Origin of the sequence: Streptomyces dryopteridis (assembly GCF_049606955.1) — a bacterium.
GTDB lineage: Bacteria > Actinomycetota > Actinomycetes > Streptomycetales > Streptomycetaceae > Streptomyces.
This window is the reverse complement of sequence record NZ_CP187113.1, coordinates 4,775,547-4,792,571: the sequence shown is the minus strand read 5'-3', so window position 1 is coordinate 4,792,571 and position 17,025 is coordinate 4,775,547. Positions and strand designations below refer to the sequence as shown.

Annotated in this window: 21 protein-coding genes; 2 read left to right on the top strand and 19 right to left on the bottom strand. The window is 74.2% G+C overall.

The window, feature by feature from the left end; all coding sequences use genetic code 11:
- Positions 1-73: 73 nt before the first annotated feature.
- A complete protein-coding gene (locus ACN20G_RS20470; RefSeq protein ID WP_424214249.1) occupies positions 74-805 on the bottom strand; it encodes a VIT1/CCC1 transporter family protein in 732 nt (243 codons plus the stop codon).
- Positions 806-994: 189 nt separating this feature from the next.
- On the opposite strand from ACN20G_RS20470, the gene ACN20G_RS20465 reads away from it, so the two are divergent.
- Complete coding sequence (locus ACN20G_RS20465) at positions 995-1,900, top strand: PfkB family carbohydrate kinase (protein ID WP_424214248.1); 906 nt, start codon at positions 995-997, stop codon at positions 1,898-1,900.
- A 102-nt stretch (positions 1,901-2,002) separates the two neighbouring features.
- Here ACN20G_RS20465 and ACN20G_RS20460 read toward each other — a convergent pair whose 3' ends face one another.
- The 12 genes from ACN20G_RS20460 to hisI form a co-directional block, all read right to left on the bottom strand.
- Positions 2,003-2,371: a hypothetical protein gene (locus ACN20G_RS20460; RefSeq protein ID WP_424214247.1), complete on the bottom strand. Its 369-nt coding sequence runs from the start codon at positions 2,369-2,371 to the stop codon at positions 2,003-2,005.
- 170 nt (positions 2,372-2,541) lie between these two features.
- A complete protein-coding gene (gene lgt, locus ACN20G_RS20455; protein WP_424214246.1) occupies positions 2,542-3,645 on the bottom strand; it encodes a prolipoprotein diacylglyceryl transferase in 1,104 nt (367 codons plus the stop codon).
- Positions 3,646-3,731: 86 nt separating this feature from the next.
- Positions 3,732-4,550 carry a DsbA family protein gene (locus ACN20G_RS20450; RefSeq protein ID WP_424214245.1) on the bottom strand — a complete coding sequence of 273 codons (819 nt, stop codon included), beginning with the start codon at positions 4,548-4,550 and terminating at the stop codon, positions 3,732-3,734.
- A 167-nt stretch (positions 4,551-4,717) separates the two neighbouring features.
- Positions 4,718-5,551: a tryptophan synthase subunit alpha gene (gene trpA, locus ACN20G_RS20445; protein WP_424214244.1), complete on the bottom strand. Its 834-nt coding sequence runs from the start codon at positions 5,549-5,551 to the stop codon at positions 4,718-4,720.
- Entirely contained in the window at positions 5,548-6,807 is a 1,260-nt protein-coding gene (gene trpB, locus ACN20G_RS20440; protein WP_424214243.1) for a tryptophan synthase subunit beta, read from the bottom strand. The genes trpA and trpB overlap by 4 nt, the downstream gene beginning before the upstream one ends.
- Positions 6,808-6,993: 186 nt before the next feature.
- Positions 6,994-7,203, bottom strand: a complete 210-nt coding sequence (gene trpM / locus ACN20G_RS20435) for a tryptophan biosynthesis modulator TrpM (protein WP_424215606.1) — start codon at positions 7,201-7,203, stop codon at positions 6,994-6,996.
- Positions 7,204-7,365: 162 nt separating this feature from the next.
- A complete protein-coding gene (gene trpC / locus ACN20G_RS20430; protein ID WP_424214242.1) occupies positions 7,366-8,175 on the bottom strand; it encodes an indole-3-glycerol phosphate synthase TrpC in 810 nt (269 codons plus the stop codon).
- Positions 8,176-8,302: 127 nt separating this feature from the next.
- On the bottom strand, positions 8,303-8,782 hold the full coding sequence (locus tag ACN20G_RS20425) for a DUF2752 domain-containing protein (RefSeq protein WP_424214241.1): 480 nt from the start codon (positions 8,780-8,782) through the stop codon (positions 8,303-8,305).
- A gap of 152 nt (positions 8,783-8,934) precedes the next feature.
- Positions 8,935-9,171 (bottom strand): HGxxPAAW family protein, encoded by a 237-nt coding sequence (locus ACN20G_RS20420; protein ID WP_424214240.1) that lies wholly within the window; start codon positions 9,169-9,171, stop codon positions 8,935-8,937.
- A gap of 79 nt (positions 9,172-9,250) precedes the next feature.
- Positions 9,251-9,874: a TIGR02234 family membrane protein gene (locus tag ACN20G_RS20415; RefSeq protein ID WP_424215605.1), complete on the bottom strand. Its 624-nt coding sequence runs from the start codon at positions 9,872-9,874 to the stop codon at positions 9,251-9,253.
- 343 nt (positions 9,875-10,217) lie between these two features.
- Positions 10,218-11,708: an anthranilate synthase component I gene (locus tag ACN20G_RS20410; RefSeq protein WP_424214239.1), complete on the bottom strand. Its 1,491-nt coding sequence runs from the start codon at positions 11,706-11,708 to the stop codon at positions 10,218-10,220.
- Positions 11,709-11,720: 12 nt separating this feature from the next.
- Positions 11,721-12,101: a phosphoribosyl-AMP cyclohydrolase gene (gene hisI, locus ACN20G_RS20405; RefSeq protein ID WP_424214238.1), complete on the bottom strand. Its 381-nt coding sequence runs from the start codon at positions 12,099-12,101 to the stop codon at positions 11,721-11,723.
- Positions 12,102-12,187: 86 nt separating this feature from the next.
- Here hisI and ACN20G_RS20400 point away from each other — a divergent pair, with 86 nt between their 5' ends.
- Positions 12,188-12,820, top strand: coding sequence for a TIGR03085 family metal-binding protein (locus tag ACN20G_RS20400; RefSeq protein WP_424214237.1), 633 nt, complete (start codon positions 12,188-12,190; stop codon positions 12,818-12,820).
- 14 nt (positions 12,821-12,834) lie between these two features.
- Here ACN20G_RS20400 and ACN20G_RS20395 read toward each other — a convergent pair whose 3' ends face one another.
- Genes ACN20G_RS20395 through ACN20G_RS20370 form a run of 6 tightly spaced genes read right to left on the bottom strand, consistent with a single transcriptional unit; the run spans position 12,835 to position 17,024 of the window.
- Positions 12,835-14,247, bottom strand: coding sequence for an MFS transporter (locus ACN20G_RS20395; RefSeq protein WP_424214236.1), 1,413 nt, complete (start codon positions 14,245-14,247; stop codon positions 12,835-12,837).
- A gap of 39 nt (positions 14,248-14,286) precedes the next feature.
- On the bottom strand, positions 14,287-15,042 hold the full coding sequence (gene hisF / locus ACN20G_RS20390) for an imidazole glycerol phosphate synthase subunit HisF (protein ID WP_424214235.1): 756 nt from the start codon (positions 15,040-15,042) through the stop codon (positions 14,287-14,289).
- Positions 15,039-15,470: a RidA family protein gene (locus ACN20G_RS20385; protein ID WP_424214234.1), complete on the bottom strand. Its 432-nt coding sequence runs from the start codon at positions 15,468-15,470 to the stop codon at positions 15,039-15,041. The genes hisF and ACN20G_RS20385 overlap by 4 nt, the downstream gene beginning before the upstream one ends.
- Positions 15,467-16,210 (bottom strand): bifunctional 1-(5-phosphoribosyl)-5-((5-phosphoribosylamino)methylideneamino)imidazole-4-carboxamide isomerase/phosphoribosylanthranilate isomerase PriA, encoded by a 744-nt coding sequence (gene priA, locus ACN20G_RS20380; protein ID WP_424214233.1) that lies wholly within the window; start codon positions 16,208-16,210, stop codon positions 15,467-15,469. Before priA ends, ACN20G_RS20385 begins: the two co-directional genes overlap by 4 nt.
- Entirely contained in the window at positions 16,210-16,860 is a 651-nt protein-coding gene (gene hisH, locus ACN20G_RS20375; RefSeq protein ID WP_424214232.1) for an imidazole glycerol phosphate synthase subunit HisH, read from the bottom strand. The genes priA and hisH overlap by 1 nt, the downstream gene beginning before the upstream one ends.
- Positions 16,857-17,024, bottom strand: a complete 168-nt coding sequence (locus ACN20G_RS20370; protein ID WP_424214231.1) for a hypothetical protein — start codon at positions 17,022-17,024, stop codon at positions 16,857-16,859. The genes hisH and ACN20G_RS20370 overlap by 4 nt, the downstream gene beginning before the upstream one ends.
- Position 17,025 lies beyond the last annotated feature (1 nt).

The window sequence follows — 17,025 nt, the reverse complement described above, 5'->3', positions numbered from 1 at the left end:
GACACGCGAGCGAAACCGATGAGTAACGAACTGATTATGTGGTGCTCCGCATAGTGTCTCATTCCTTGGGCGCTCAACCGACGGCGGTGCCGATCCAGGTACCCAGGATGTACGTCACACCCGCCGCCGCGCCACCCAGGAGGAGCTGGCGCAGCCCGCTGTACCACCACGACCGGGCCGTGACCCGGGCCACGACCGCCCCGCACAGGAACAGTCCGACCAACGCCACCAGCACCGCCGGCCACAGCGCGCTCGCCCCCAGCAGGTACGGCAGCAGCGGCAGCACGGCGCCCAGCGCGAACGAACCGAACGAGGACACGGCGGCCACCATCGGCGACGGCAGGTCGTCCGGGTCGATGCCCAGCTCCTCCCGCGCGTGGATCTCCAGCGCCTGCTCCGGGTCCTTCGACAGCTGCATCGCGACCTCGCGCGCCAGCGCCGGCTCCACCCCGCGCGAGACGTACAGCTCGGCGAGCTCCTCCATCTCGTCCACGGGGTGCTTGCGCAGCTGCTGCCGCTCCACGTCCAGCTCGGCCTGGACCAGCTCGCGCTGCGAGGCCACCGAGGTGTACTCGCCGGCCGCCATCGAGAACGCGCCCGCCGCCAGGCCGGCCAGGCCCGTGATCACGATCGTCTGCGGCGCGACCGCGCCGCCGGCCACACCGGTCATCAGCGCCAGGTTGGACACCAGCCCGTCCATCGCCCCGAACACCGCCGGCCGCAGCCAGCCGCCGTTCACGTCGCGGTGGGTGTGGTTGTCCCGGTGGGCCTCGTGAAGCGGCGCCTCGATGTTGATGACCGACATGTTTTCCTCCCCTGAAGAAAGACCTCCGCCCGCACGCGGGCACGCCGAAAAAGGGGTCTTCTCCAGACCCCGCCCCAGGACTGCGAACCCCTGCGGCACGTGTCGAACGTACGCGTGAAATCCCGGCTCCGCCGGCAAGGAAGGCCGTACTTACCTGCGGTTTTGCCCCTCGGGAGGCACCATGGACCGATGCCCCTCCCCCACGTCGCGGTGCTCGGCAGCGCCAACGTCGACCTCGTCGTCCGCACCGCCCGAGCCCCCGCCCTCGGCGAGACCGTCACCGGCGCCTCCTTCACGACGGCCCCCGGCGGCAAGGGCGCGAACCAGGCCGTGGCCGCCGCCCGCGCCGGCGCCCGGGTCTCCTTCACCGGCGCCGTCGGCGACGATCCGCACGGCGCGTTCCTGCGCGCCGCCCTGCTCGCCGACGGCATCGACCTGACCGGGCTGCGCACCCTGCCGGGCACCACCGGCACCGCCCACGTCACCGTCGACGACGCCGGCCACAACGCGATCGTCGTCGTACCCGGCGTACAGGCCGAGCTGACCGCCCTCACCCCCGCCGACACCGCCCGGATCACCGCCGCCGACACCCTGCTGCTCCAGCTGGAGGTGCCGCTCCCGCTCGTCCTGGCGGCCGCCCGCGCCGCCCGCGCGGCCGGGGTGCGCACCGTCCTCACCCCCGCCCCGGTGCCGGGCACGCCGCCCGCCGAGCTGTTCGCCGTCACCGACCTGCTGGTCCCGAACGAGCACGAGGCCGCCGCGCTGACCGGGCGCACGGACCCGTACGAGGCGGCCGCCGCCCTGCTGGAGCTGGTGCCGGAGGTGGTGGTGACCCTGGGCGCGGCCGGATCGCTGTGGCGACGGCGGGGCCTGGAGCCGGTGCGGGTACCCGCGCCGCGCGTGCGCGCCGTGGACACCACGGCCGCCGGCGACACCTTCGTCGGGACCCTGGCGGCGGGCCTGGCGGCCGGAACCCCGACCCCGGCGGCACTGACCCGGGCCGCGACGGCGGCGGCACTGGCCGTGACCCGCCCGGGCGCACAACCCTCGATGCCGAACGCGTCGGAGGTGAACGCCCTGCTCACGACGGACTGACCCGAACACCGGCCGAAACACCCGAGGGACCCCACCGGTCTCAGGTTCCAGTGGTCGTCGCGACACCCCGGCCGAAGGAGTGCGATGGACGTCGATCTCCGCCTACCGGGGATCGTCGCTTTCCCAGGGGTGGACGAAGAGGCCGGGCCGGATGCCCCATGCGCGGAGCACGGTGCTCAGCTCGGACTCGTCCGGGGCGTCGGCGGACCTGATGAGAGCCGCGCCGATGTCGTAGTCGAAGCCGTCGATGTGCTCGGGGTCGTACTCCCAATGCTCCAGCCGAAAGCTCCGTTCCGCGTCGCCGCGAACCCATCCCTCGTCACGGGCCCGGCCGTCCGGCTCGCTCCGTGCGGGACGGATGTCCACGAACGCGCGGCGATCCGGTCGCGATGCCGGGACTTCCACGACCAGCCTCCTCCCCAGTCGGAGCGCGGTCAGCTTGTCCGTCGGCCAGTCCGATCCGTCGTTCACGGAGACATTCTGTTCCCGCCCGGTGAGGAGCGGCAGTGGCCCGGCCGAGGACTCCCGGCCGAGCCGGCGCTCGCGGCGCTCGCCGGACACGCCGGTGATCACATGGCGCGAGGGGCCCCGCCGGTGGTGGGGCCCCTCGCGTGTCGTGCCGGCCGGTGGGCCGGGTGTGGTCAGTCCTTGTTCTCGTCCTTCGCCTCGGACGTGTCCTTCTCCGCCGGCTTCGCGTCGGCGGGGCCGCTCTTCGTCAGGTCGGCCTTGGGCGCCGTCTTCGGCTCGGCCTCGGCCTTCGGCTCCGTCTTGGGCTTCACGAGGGTCGCGGTCGCGCCGCCGCCCTTGGCCGTGTCGACCTTGTCGGTCTTGTCGGTCTTCCCGGCCTCGGCCGGCTTCACGGCGCCGGCGCCGGTCGCCTTCGCGTCGGCGGTCTTCTTCGGGTCCGTCGCGGCGGCCCCGCCGGTGCCCGGGCGTTCGGGCTCCACGACCTCCTCGCGGCCCGGCCGCAGCTTCGCCGAGAGCACGAGGTAGACCACCGCGAGCACGAACACGATGATCGCGGTCCACACGTTCAGGCGCAGGCCCAGGATGTGGTGCGCCTCGTCCACGCGCATGTACTCGATCCAGCCGCGGCCCGCGCAGTACGCGGCCACGTACAGGGCGAAGGCCCGTCCGTGCCCGAGGCGGAAGCGGCGGTCGGCCCAGATCACGAGCAGGGCGACGCCGACGCACCACAGCGACTCGTACAGGAACGTCGGGTGGTAGGTGCCGGCGACGCGGCCCGGGCCCTCGGAGATCTTCAGGGCCCACGGCAGGTCGGTGGGCCGGCCGTAGAGCTCCTGGTTGAACCAGTTGCCCCAGCGGCCGCATGCCTGGGCCAGGGCGATGCCGGGGGCGAGGGCGTCGGCCCAGGCCGGCAGCGGGATGCCCCGGCGCCGGCAGCCGATCCACGCGCCGACGGCGCCGAGGGCGATCGCGCCCCAGATGCCGAGGCCGCCCTCCCAGATCTTGAAGGCGTCGACCCAGTTCCGGCCCTCGCCGAAGTAGAGCTGGTAGTCGGTGACGACGTGGTAGAGGCGCCCGCCGACGAGGCCGAAGGGCACGGCCCAGACGGCGATGTCCGCGACGGTGCCCGGCTTGCCACCACGCGCGATCCAGCGCTTGTTGCCGAGCCAGACGGCGACGAACACGCCGATGATGATGCAGAACGCGTAGCCGCGCAGCGGGATCGGTCCGAGTTCGACCACTCCGGTCGACGGACTGGGAATGTAAGCGAGTTCCATGGCGGGTACGACGCTACCTTGCCGGGCGGGTCGGGAGGCAACCCACCCGGCAAGCCGAAACCAAATCCACATCTCGCGGGGCGGCCTCAGCCCTTCGCGGCGGCCTCGACCTTCGCCTTGAGCTTGTCGGGGGTGAGCGGGTTGGCCTGGTCGGCGAAGATGTCCTTGCCGTCGAGTTGCACGGTGGGCGTGCCCCGGAACTTGCCGGCCTTGAACGCGTCGTAGGACTTGCCCACCCACGCGTTGTGCGTGCCCTTGTCCACGCAGGCCCGGAAGGTCTCCCCGTCGAGCCCGTCGACCTTCCCGGCGAGTTCGATCAGCTTGGGGTTCTTGCCGTAGGCGTCGTCGATCTCCTGCGGCTGGTTCACGAAGAGGGTGTCGTGGTAGGCGGCGAACTTGCCGGCGTCCTGGGCGCAGGCCGCCGCGTTCGCGGACTTCAGGGAGCCGCTGCCGCCCATGTTGCCGTCGATGAGGGTGACGAGGTGGTACTCGACCTTGAGGGCGCCCTTGGCGGTGAGCTCGTGGATGGTGTCGCGGTACTGGTCCTCGAACGCCTTGCAGGCGGGGCAGCGGAAGTCCTCCCACACGGTGAGGGTGGACTTGGCGTTCTCGGGGCCGATGCGGATGGCGAGGGCGTCCTTGCCGGCGGCGCCGGAGGGGGCGATCAGCGGGCCGGCCTTGGCGCTGTCGCCGCTCTTGCCGGCCTTGGCCGCGACGACGCCGACGACGGCGGCGAGGCCGAGGACGCCCACGACGGCCCCCGCGATCACCAGGGTGCGCCGACGCTTGTCGCGGGCCTTGTCCTTCTCGCGCTCCACGAGGAGCCGTTCGCGGGCGGACCGGGTCGCCCCACCCTTCGGCCCCTGGGGGGCGCCGGCGGTCTTGTCGCTGTCGTTGTCGCTCACGTTCCGCCAAACGAAGCGGGGAGGCACTCGCGTGCCTCCCCGCCCCGCTTTCCACCCGATCGGGCTACACAACCCCCGTTCGGGCCCGTTCTCCCGTCCGGTCGCCGAACCGATTCACCGGTTCGGCCCCCGGGTGTCCGGGTGTCCGGGTGTCCGCCGGCCGGCGCTCAGCCCCGGCGGACGCCCCGGGCGAGTTCCCCGGCCAGGGTGCGGACGCCGGCGAGGCCGGACTCCAGGTCGGGGGCGTCGAGGATGCGGCGCACGAAGGCGGTGCCGACGATGACGCCGTCGGCGAAGCCGGCGACCTCGCGGGCCTGCTCCTCGTTGGAGACGCCCAGGCCCACGCAGACCGGCAGGTCGGTGGTGGCGCGGGTGCGTTCCACCAGGCCCTTGGCCTGGGTGCCGACCGATTCGCGGGTGCCGGTGACGCCCATCAGGGAGGCGGCGTAGACGAAGCCGGAGCCGGCCGCCGTGATGGTCGCCAGGCGCTCGTCGCGACTGGAGGGGGCCACCACGAACACGGTCGCGAGGCCGTGCTTGGCGGCGTGCTCGCGCCACAGCGCGGACTCCTGCACCGGCAGGTCGGGCAGGATGCAGCCGGCGCCGCCGGCCGCCGCGAGCTCGGCGGTGAACCGCTCGACGCCGTAGCGGTCGATGGGGTTCCAGTAGGTCATGACGAGGATCGGGGCGCCGGTGGCCTCGTATGCCTCGCGGACCGTGCGCATCACGTCGGCGATCTTGACGCCGCCGCGCAGGGCGATGTCGTCGGCGGTCTGGATGACGGGGCCGTCCAGGACGGGGTCGCTGTGCGGGAGCCCGACCTCGATGACGTCGGCGCCGCCCTCGACGGCCGCCTTGACGGCCGCGATGCCGCCGTCGACGGTGGGGAACCCGGCCGGGAGGTAGGCGATGAGCGCGGCCCGGTCCTCGGCCTTGGCGGCGGCGAGGGTCTCGCCGAGCAGGTTCAGGTTGCCCTGGTGGGTCTGGGTGCCGGTGCTCACTTGCTCTCCCCCTCGTTCTCGGTCGCCTCGGCGGCGTCGTACAGCCCGAAGTAGCGGGCGGCGGTGTCCATGTCCTTGTCGCCGCGACCGGAGAGGTTGACGACGATCAGGCCCTCGGGGCCGAGTTCGCGGCCCAGTTCCAGGGCGCCGGCCAGGGCGTGCGCGGATTCGATGGCCGGGATGATGCCCTCGGTGCGCGAGAGCAGGCGCAGGGCCTGCATGGCGGCGTCGTCGGTGACGGCGCGGTACTCGCCGCGGCCCACGTCCTTGAGGTAGGAGTGCTCGGGGCCGATGCCGGGGTAGTCGAGGCCGGCGGAGATGGAGTAGGGCTCGGTGATCTGGCCCTCCTCGTCCTGGAGGACGTAGGAGCGGGAGCCGTGCAGGATGCCCGGTTCGCCGGCGGTGAGGGTGGCGGCGTGCTCGCCGGTCTCGACGCCGTGGCCGGCCGGTTCGAAGCCGACGAGGCGGACCTCGGCGTCGGGGATGAAGGCGTGGAAGAGGCCGATGGCGTTGGAGCCGCCGCCGACGCACGCGGCGACGGCGTCGGGCAGTCGGCCGGTGCGCTCCAGGATCTGCCGGCGGGCCTCGACGCCGATCACGCGGTGGAAGTCGCGGACCATGGCGGGGAAGGGGTGCGGGCCGGCGACGGTGCCGAAGAGGTAGTGGGTGTCGTCCACGTTGGCGACCCAGTCGCGGAACGCCTCGTTGATGGCGTCCTTGAGGGTGCGGGAGCCGGACTTCACGGCGATGACCTCGGCGCCCAGCATCCGCATCCGGGCCACGTTGAGGGCCTGGCGCTGGGTGTCGATCTCGCCCATGTAGATGGTGCAGTCGAGGCCGAAGAGGGCGCAGGCGGTGGCGGTGGCCACGCCGTGCTGGCCGGCGCCGGTCTCGGCGATGACGCGGGTCTTGCCCATCCGCTTGGTGAGGAGGGCCTGGCCCAGCACGTTGTTGATCTTGTGCGAGCCGGTGTGGTTGAGGTCCTCGCGCTTGAGGAAGATCCGGGCCCCGCCCGCGTGCTCGGCGAACCGGGGGACCTCGGTCAGGGAGCTGGGGCGGCCGGTGTAGTTGACCATCAGCTCGTCGAGTTCGGCGGCGAACGCCGGGTCGGCCTTGGCCTTCTCGTACTCGACGGCGACCTCGTCCACGGCGGCCACGAGGGCCTCGGGGATGAACTTGCCGCCGAACTCGCCGAAGTAGCCCTCGACGTCGGGGACCTGGCCCTGGGGGTCCGGAATGAAGAACTCGCTGGTCATGCGCAAACTCCTGGGAACGGCATACGGGTGGTTTCACCGTATTGCGCCGTCGCGTCGGCCCCGGTGCGCCTCGCGGCGGATCGGGGTCGGCACGCGCGGGCCGGTCCGGGGGGTGTGGCCCGGTGCCGGCCCCCGAGGAGCGTGGCACGCGGCCCCGCCCGTCCCCTGTGCGGGGAGGGGTCGGGCTCAGGCGTGCGGGGCTCGTCGGACGGCGTGCGACGGGCGACGCCATCGCATGCCGTTGACCTGGCCGGGCTCCGAGCCGATGACGTAGCGGACCCGCCGGCCCAGGACCCGCCGGGCCGGGGCCCGGCAGCCGCGCGGCTTGCAGCCCCGCGCGAGCGGGGCGTGCGGGTCGCGGGCGGTGCCCCCGACGCCGGCGGGCACGACCGGCAGCGCCGCCCGCGCCGCGCGGTGGGCGCGGTGCGGGGCGGCGGCGTCGGTGCGCCGGGTGGCGGGGGCGGCGGTCATGGCCTGAGGGCGGGTCCGTTCGTTTCGGTCGTGGAGGGCGGTCAGGGCAGGATCATCGCACGCGCGGGCGGGTGCGACCCAAGGGGTTCAGCCCCGGCCGTGGCGCAGGGCCGGGTGGGCGCCGGCGGCGACGAGGTCGGCCACGGCCGTCTTCGGGTCGCGGCCGGTCACGAGGGACTCGCCCACGAGCACGGCGTCGGCGCCCTCGTTGGCGTAGGCGATCAGGTCGTGCGGTCCGCGGACGCCGGATTCGGCGACCTTGACGATGTGCGCCGGGATCTCGGGGGCGACGCGCTCGAAGGTGCCGCGGTCGACCTTGAGGTCCTTGAGGTTGCGGGCGTTGACGCCGATGATCCGGGCGCCGGCGGCGACGGCCCGTTCCACCTCCTCCTCGTCGTGGACCTCGACCAGCGGGGTGAGCCCGATGGACTCGGCCCGCTCCACGAGGGAGACGAGGGCCTCCTGCTCCAGGGCCGCCACGATCAGCAGCGCGAGGTCGGCGCCGTAGGCGCGGGCCTCCCACAGCTGGTACGCGGTGACGATGAAGTCCTTGCGCAGGATGGGGATGTCCACGCGGGCGCGGACGGCCTCCAGGTCGGCGAGGGAACCGCCGAACCTGCGCTGTTCGGTGAGCACGGAGATGACGGCGGCGCCACCGGCCTCGTAGTCGGCGGCGAGGCCGGCGGGGTCGGCGATGGCGGCGAGCGCTCCCTTGGACGGGCTGGAGCGCTTCACCTCGCAGATGACGTTCACGCCGTCGCCGCGGAGGGCGGCGACGCCGTCGCGGGCCGCGGGCGCCTTGGCGGCGCGCTCCTTGAGCTCGTCGAGGCTCACGCGGGCCTGCCGTTCGGCAAGGTCTTCGCGGACCCCTTCGATGATCTCGTCGAGCACACTCACGCGAGCTGCCCCCTTCCGGGTCGGTCACGGCTGGTTCACGTTCGGCCTTCAAATGGTATCCGCAGCGGCCCGGCCCGCTCGCACCCGGTGCGCTCCGTCCCAGTGGGCGGACGCCCCGCGCGGGGCCTCAGGGGGCCAGAAAGCCGCCGATGGGGAGGTTGCGGACGATCGAGAAGAGCACGAGGGAGCCGCCGAGGATCCAGGCCCCGCGGGTGCTCAGCACGACCCGGGGCACGGGCCGGCCGCGGGCGGCGCGCGCGAACCACAGGGCGAGGAAACCGGCGACGAAGAGGTAGCCGAGGACGGCGGGGGCGTTGGCTCCGAGAGCCGTGGGCAGGTCGCCGTGGGCGAAGGCGTGGGCGCTGCGCAGGCCGCCGCAGCCGGGGCAGTACAGGCCGGTGTAGCGGAGCAGCGGGCAGGCCGGGTAGTGGCCGGGTTCGTTGGGGTCGACGGCGGCCACGTAGCCGAAGGCGGCGACGATCCCGGTGAGCAGGGCCGCGGGCGGCAGCAGCCGGCGCGCGGGCCCGCGCGGGGCGGGGGCGACGGCGGCCGGGCGCGGGTGCCAGGGGCCGGCGGGCGGGGTCGGCGGGGTGCGGGAGGGGTCCACGGGCCGATTCTCCCCCGCCGGTGCGCGCAAGGGCGCGGTCCGACCCGGACCGCGCCCTTCGCGCGTGCTGTGGGGCTCGCTCTCCCGGCGGCCGGGGCGCGGACCGGCGGGTCCGCGCGTCCCGGGCGTGTCGGGGGGCTCGCGCCGAGAGGTCAGGCGCGTGCGGGAAGGAGCTCGCTGAGGTCCTTGATCCGGTTCTTCTTGCCGCCCATGCCGGCCGCGCGCATGGCCAGGCCGACGACGCCGCCGAGCGCGACGACCACGAGGCCCGCCCAGAAGCCGATCGGGTTGGCCAGCACCATGAAGGCGCCGGAGACGCAGAAACCGATGAAGGCGATGATGACACCGGTCCAGGCGGCCGGGGTGTGTCCGTGGCTGCTGCCCGCCATGATTGCTCCTCGTTGCTCTGTCGCAGCACGAAACTCGTGCGTTCGCCGGTCATTGTCCCGCACGACCGGGTCCGTCCGGTCAGCGGGTGGGGTCCTCGCCCCGGTCGAGGGCCTTCCACAGGTCCTCGGGGCGTTCCTCGGCGTCGGGGGCGCGGCGTCCGCGCGGGTGCGGGGCGGCGCCGCCGCGTTCGTACCGGCCGCCCATGCCGGGCCAGTTCGCGCCGGAGCGCAGGGCGATCACGCCGGCGAGGAGGATCAGCACGGCGCCGACGGCGGTGACCCAGGGCCACGGGGTGTGGGTGAGGGAGGCGGCCTGCGCGCCGGACTCGGCGGTGGTGCGGACGGCGGCCTCGTCGAGGGCCTCGCGGTCGCCGGCGCCGAACGCGGCGGCGCTCGCCCCGCCCAGGCCGCACATGGTGAGCAGCGCGGCCACCAGGGGGCGGGCCTTGCCGCGGACGGCGAACAGGGCCACGAGGGCGGCCAGCGCGACGATCGCGAGGGCGGCGGGCACCCCGGTGACGGCGCGGCCGTCGGCGGTGACGGTGAGGGTGCTGTCGGCGACGGCGGCGGTGCCCTTGGTCCAGACCCGCCCGGAGGCGAGGAGGACCACGGTGGCGCCGAGGGCGCCGAGCAGCAGGGCGAGCCCGGCGGACCGACGCCCGGCCCGCTGCGCGACGGCGACCCGACCGCCCGGCTCGGCCACGGTGCCGAGGTCGCCCGGGGTACCGGGCTCGGCCGGGGTGACCGGGTCGGCCGGGGCGCTCGGGGTAACCGGGTCCGCCACGGCGCCGGGCTCGCCCGGGGCGCCCCGGTCGGCCGGGTCACCCGGCTCGGCCACGGCGCCCGGGTCGCTCGGCTCGGCGCCAGGGGTGTCCGGGGCCGTCGGGTCGGTGGGGACCGGGCCGGCGGCCGTGCCCCCGGGCCCGTCGGTGGCGGGGGCGTCGGCCGCGCGGGCGGCGGTCTCGGTGGTCGCGGCCGGCTCGGGCGGCCGCTGGTCCTCGGCACGGGGGATGGAAGCGCTCACGCCCCCAGTGTCCCCCATGGCCTCAGCCGCGTCGGAGGCGGTTCGCCGCTCCGACCGCGCGGAGCACCGCGGCGGCCTTGTTGCGGCATTCGGCGTCCTCCAGCTCGGGCACCGAGTCGGCGACGACCCCGGCCCCGGCCTGCACGTACGCGGTGCCGTCGCGCAGCAGCGCGGTGCGGATCGCGATCGCGGTGTCGGCGTCCCCGGCGAAGTCGAGATAGCCGACGCAGCCGCCGTACAGGCCGCGCCGCGAGGGCTCCAGTTCCTCGATGATCTGCATGGCGCGCGGCTTGGGCGCCCCGGAGAGGGTGCCGGCGGGGAAGCAGGCGGTGAGCACGTCGAAGGCGGTGCGGCCGGCCGCGACCCGCCCGGTGACGGTGGACACGATGTGCATGACGTGCGAGTAGCGCTCGATGGACATGAAGTCCACGACCTCCACCGAGCCGGGTTCGCAGACCCGTCCGAGGTCGTTGCGCCCGAGGTCCACGAGCATCAGGTGCTCGGCCCGCTCCTTGGGGTCGGCGAGCAGTTCCTCGGCGAGTTCGTGGTCGCGCTGCGGGGTCTCGCCCCGGTGCCGGGTGCCGGCGATGGGGTGGACCATGGCCCGCCCGTCCTCGACCTTGACCAGGGCCTCCGGGCTGGAGCCGACCACGTCGAAGCCGTTGCCGAAGCGGAACAGGTACATGTACGGGGAGGGGTTGGTGGCCCGCAGCACCCGGTACACGTCCAGGGCGCTCGCCTCGCACGGGGTCTCGAACCGCTGCGAGGGCACCACCTGGAATGCCTCGCCGGCGCGGATCCGCTCCTTGATGTCCTCCACCGCCGCCTGGTACTGCGCGCCGCCCCACAGGGCGGTGTACTCGGGCAGTTCGGAGGGCGGCAGCGGGGCCGGGACGTAGGGCGCGGGGCGGGCCAGGTCGGCCTCCATCGCGTCCAGCCGGGCCACGGCGTCGGCGTACGACTCCTCGACCCCGGTGTCGAGGTCGTTGTGGTTGATGGCGTTGGCGATCAGCAGGACGGTGTTGTCGTGGTGGTCGAGGACGGCCAGGTCCGAGGTGAGGAGCATGGTCAGCTCGGGCAGCCGCAGGTCGTCGCGCCCGTGCTCGCCGATCCGCTCCAGCCGGCGGACGATGTCGTAGCCGAGGTAGCCGACCATGCCGCCGGTGAACGGGGGCAGGTCGCCGGCCAGGTCGCGGGGGGTGTGCAGGGCCTCGACGGTGGCCCGGAGCACCGCCAGCGGATCCCCGTCCGCGGGCACGCCGACGGGCGGGGTGCCCAGCCACTTGGCCTGCCCGTCCTCGGCGGTGAGGGTGGCGGCACTGCGGACGCCGACGAAGGAGTAGCGCGACCAGGAGCGCCCGTTCTCGGCGGACTCCAGCAGGAAGGTGCCGGGGCGCTCGCCGGCCAGCTTGCGGTACAGGGCGACGGGGGTGTCGCCGTCGGCGAGCAGCTTGCGGCTGACGGGGATGACGCGGCGGTCCTCCGCGAGCTTGCGGAAGGTGTCGAGATCCATGGGCGGGGAACCTTATCCGTTCGTGAGCGGCAGGACGTCGGCGTCGAAGCAGGTGCGGGCACCGGTGTGGCAGGCGGCGCCGACCTGGTCGACCTTGACGAGGAGGGTGTCGGCGTCGCAGTCGAGGGCCACGGACTTCACGTGCTGGACGTGGCCGGAGGTGTCGCCCTTGACCCAGTACTCGTTCCGACTGCGGGACCAGTAGGTGCAGCGACCGGTGGTGAGGGTGCGGTGCAGGGCCTCGTCGTCCATCCAGCCGAGCATGAGCACCTCACCGGTGTCGTACTGCTGGGCGATGGCGGGGACGAGACCGTCGGCGGACCGCTTGAGGCGGGCGGCGATGGTCGGGTCGAGGTCATTGGGGCGTCGGGCGGCGCTGCTCATGCGGGCCATTGTGCCGCGCGCGGGGCCGTGCGCGGGAAGGCCGTCCGCCTGCCGAACGGGGGCGGGGAGACGAACCGGGTCGTAGGGTGGCGGACATGTCGACCCATGCGAAACGCGAACGTCTTCTGTTGGCCGATCTGTTGGAGGCCGCCGGTCCCGAGGCGCCGACCCTGTGCGCGGGCTGGGCGACCCGGGACCTGGCCGCGCACGTGGTGGTCCGCGAGCGCCGGCCGGACGCGGCGGCGGGGCTGGTGCTGCCGGTACTCAAGGGGCGCCTGGAGCAGGCGATGACGGAGTACGCGGCGAAGCCGTACGAGGAGCTGATCGGTCTGATCCGGACCGGTCCGCCGAAGCTGTCGCCGTACGCGTTGAAGCAGGTGGACGAGGCGGCGAACGCGGTGGAGTTCTACGTGCACGCCGAGGACGTGCGCCGGGCCCAGGCGGACTGGGCCCCGCGCGAGCCGGACCCGGTGTTCGCGGACGCGCTGTGGCGCCGGCTGGACCGGATGGCGCGGCTGACCGGCCGCAAGGCCCCGGTGGGGCTGGTGTTGCGGCGACCGAACGGCCAGACGGTGGTGGCGCGGCGCGGGGCGCCGGTGGTGACGGTCACGGGCGAGCCGGGCGAGCTGACCCTGTTCTCCTTCGGCCGGCAGGCCCACGCCCGGGTGGACCTGGAGGGCGAGAAGGAGGCCATCGCGAAGCTGACCACGGCGGCGCTGGGGTTCTAGGCCGTCGTGGGGCGTCAGGTGAAGCGGAGTTCGGCGCGGCGGACGGCCGGGGCCGCCGTGCCGACGAGGGCGCCCGTCATGCTGAGGCCGCCGCCGATCAGGAACATGACGGTGCTGCCCCAGGCGTCCGCGCCCAGCCCGTACAGCGGGTAGCTCAGCGGGGCCACGCCGACGGCGGTGAGGGCCATCACGGAGCTGACCCGGCCCAGGTAGGCCGGGTCGGTGTTGGTCTGGATCAGGGCCACGGCCACGCCGCCGCAGATCCCGCAGACCAGGCCGGCGAGGAAGGCCAGGGCCACGGCGGCGGGCAGGCCGGGGGCCAGGGCGATGGCGCCGATGGCGGCCGAGCCGACCACGAGGGTGAGGTTCTGCACGGCGCCGGCGCGCGGCACCCGGGGCACGAGGGTGAGCAGCAGGGCGCTGGCGGCGGCGCCGATCCCGAAGCCGCCGGTGACCCAGCCGACCCCGGAGGCGCCCCAGCCGCGTTCGTCGGCGAGCAGGATCATGCCCACGCTCAGGGGCGCGGAGCAGCCGAGCTGGCTGAGGGCCCCGGAGACCGTCAGGGGCCCGATCACGGGGTGTCGGCGCAGGTGGGCCAGGCCGGAGCGGAGCTGCGCCCAGGGGCCCTCGGCGGGCCGTGCGGGGGCCTCGTGGGGGCTTCGCGGGGAGGGGTGCGGGTCTGCGGGCAGGGGAGCGGGCAGGGGGGCGACGCGGACGGCGAGCAGCAGGGCGAGGGAGCCGGCGAAGAGGAGCCCGGCGACCCCGAACGCGGCCCCGACCCCGCCCAGGCCCACGGCGAGGCCGGCGAGCGGCGGCCCGAGGGTGTGCCCGACCCGGTCCACGAGGGACCTCATGCCCTGGACCCGCACGAGCCCGCCGGGCGGGGCGATCCGGGGCGGGAGGGCGCCGACGGCCGGCATGAACAGGGCGTCGACCACCCCGAAGAGCAGGGCCGTGACGACGAGGATCCACAGCCCGGGGTGCGCGGTGACCAGGGTCCCGGCCAGGGCCAGGACGAGCACGGCGCGGGCGGCGTCGGAGCCGATGACCACGCGGCGCGGCCCGTACCGGTCGGCGACCACTCCCCCGACCAGCATGAGCACGGCGCGGGGCACGGCGCCGACGGCCATCACGAGGCCGACCTCGGCGGGGCGGGCGACCTGGGCGGCGGCCCAGCCGAGGGCGAGGAACCAGACGGCGTCGCCGACGAGGGAGGCGGCGTACGCGGCGAGCCAGCGCAGCACGTTCCCGTCCCGCCACACCGCGACGGCGGGAGCGACGGCGGGAGCGACCGGCGCCGGTTCGAGGGCCGGCCCCGGAACCGGCCCCGGCCCCGGAATCGGCGCCGGCCCGGCCGCCGGGTGTGGGACGGGGGCACCGACCGCGCCGGCCGCGTCCTCGTCGGCGTTGTCCGTCGTGGTCGCCATGCCGCCGCCCCCGTCCCGGGCGGGACCCCCGGTGGTGTCCTACCGGACCGGGTGGCCCGACGCCCGCAGTGTGTCCTTGACCTGACCGATCCGCAGGTCCCCGAAGTGGAAGACGGAGGCGGCGAGGACCGCGTCCGCTCCCGCGTCGACGGCCGGTGCGAAGTCCGCGAGCCGGCCGGCGCCGCCGGAGGCGATGACCGGGACCGTGACGTGCGCGCGCACGGCCGCGATCATCTCCACGTCGTAGCCGTCCTTCGTACCGTCGGCGTCCATGGAGTTCAACAGGATTTCGCCGGCGCCGAGTTCGGCGGCCCGGTGGGCCCATTCCACGGCGTCGATCCCGGTGCCCTGGCGACCGCCGTGGGTGGTGACCTCGAAGGTGCCGGTCTCGGTGCGGCGGGCGTCCACGGAGAGCACGAGGACCTGCCGGCCGAAGCGTTCGGCGATCTCGCGGATCAGGTCGGGGCGGGTGATGGCGGCGGTGTTGACGCCGACCTTGTCCGCGCCGGCCCGCAGCAGCTTGTCCACGTCGTCGGCGGTGCGCACGCCGCCGCCGACGGTGAGCGGGATGAACACCTGCTCGGCGGTGCGGCGCACCACGTCGTAGGTGGTCTCGCGGTTGCCGCTGGAGGCGGTGATGTCGAGGAAGGTCAGCTCGTCGGCGCCTTCGGCGTCGTACAGCTTGGCCATCTCGACGGGGTCGCCCGCGTCGCGCAGGTTCCGGAAGTTGACGCCCTTGACGACGCGGCCGTTGTCCACGTCGAGGCAGGGGATCACGCGTACGGCGAGGGTCATCGCGCGGCCTCCGTCCCGCCGGCGGTGCCGGGGCGGCGGTAGGCCTCGACCTCGACCTCGACGACGAGGCTGGGGTCGATGAGCCCGGCCACGATCACCATGGTGGCGGCGGGGCGGGCGGTGTCGAAGAGTTCCTTGTGGGCGCGGCCCACCTCGTCCACGTCGCGGGCGTGGGTGAGGTACATGCGGGTGCGGACCACGTCGTCGGCGCCGAGGCCGACCTGGGCCAGTGCCTTGAGGGCCACGCCGAAGGCGTTGCCGGCCTGCTCGTAGGGGCTGCCGGCGGCGATGGCCCCGTCGACGACGGAGGTGCAGCCGGAGACCAGGACGAGGCCGCCGGGGAGTTCGACGGCGCGGGAGTACCCGATCACGTCCTCCCAGGGCCCCCCGGAGGAGATCCGCCGCACACTGTCGGATGCCTCGCTCATGCGCCGGCCACCGCCTTCAGGGCCTCTCCGAGGGTGAAGTTCTTCGCGTACAGGGCCTTGCCGACGATGGCGCCCTCGACGCCCAGCGGCACGAGGCCGGCCAGGGCGCGCAGGTCGTCGAGGGAGGAGACGCCGCCGGAGGCCACGACGGGCCGGTCGGTGGCGGCGCAGACGTTGCGCAGCAGCTCCAGGTTGGGGCCGGTGAGGGTGCCGTCCTTGCCGATGTCGGTGACGACGTAGCGGGCGCAGCCCTCGGAGTCGAGGCGGGCGAGGGTCTCGTACAGGTCGCCGCCCTCGCTGGTCCAGCCGCGGCCGCGCAGGGTGGTGCCGCGCACGTCGAGGCCGATGGCGATCTTGTCGCCGTGTTCGGCGATGGCCTTGGCGGCCCACTCGGGGGTCTCCAGGGCCGCGGTGCCGAGGTTGACGCGGGTGCAGCCGGTGGCGAGCGCGGCGGCGAGGGTCGCGTCGTCGCGGATGCCGCCGGAGAGCTCGACCTTGATGTCCATGGCGGCGGTGATCTCGCCGATGACGCCCCGGTTGTCGCCGGTGCCGAAGGCCGCGTCGAGGTCCACGAGGTGGAGCCATTCGGCGCCCGCGGCCTGCCAGGACAGGGCCGCTTCGAGGGGGGAGCCGTAGGAGGTCTCGCTGCCGGACTCGCCGTGCAGGAGCCGGACGGCCTGGCCGTCGCGGACGTCGACGGCGGGCAGCAGTTCGAGGAGGTTCGGGGTCGGGGTCGCCATCAGAGGGTCTCGATCCAGTTGGTGAGGAGCTGGGCGCCGGCGTCACCGGACTTCTCGGGGTGGAACTGGGTGGCCCACAGGGCCGCGTTCTCCACCGCCGCGACGAAGGGTTCGCCGTGCGTGGCCCAGGTGACCTTCGGGGCGCGGATGACGGGGTTGGTGACCTCCAGGTCCCAGCGCCGCACCGCGTAGGAGTGCACGAAGTAGAAGCGGGCGTCGGCGTCGAGCCCGGCGAAGGCCTGGCTGTCGGCGGGGGCATCGACGGTGTTCCAGCCCATGTGGGGCACGACGGGTGCCTTGAGGGGTTCGACGACCCCGGGCCATTCGTCGAGGCCCTCGGTCTCCACGCCGTGTTCGACGCCGCTCGCGAAGAGGATCTGCATGCCGACGCAGATGCCCATGACGGGGCGTCCGCCGGAGAGGCGGCGGCCGACGATCCAGTCGCCGCGCGCGTCCTTGAGGCCCTTCATGCAGGCTTCGAAGGCGCCGACGCCGGGGACGAGGAGTCCGTCGGCGTCCATGGCCTTGTCGTAGTCGCGGGTGATCTCGACGTCGGCGCCGACGCGGGCGAGGGCGCGTTCGGCGGAGCGGACGTTGCCGAAGCCGTAGTCGAAGACGACGACCTTCTTGGTGGGGCTCACCGCGCTCATTCCCAGACTCCCTGAAGACGCAGGACACCGGCCGCCAGGCACAGGGCGGAGCTGCCCGCGAGCAGGATGATGACGGACTTCGGCATCCCCTGCTTCTTGAACGACCAGACGCCGCCGAGGAGGAACAGGCCGACGACGATGAGGATGGTGGAGAGGCCGGTCACG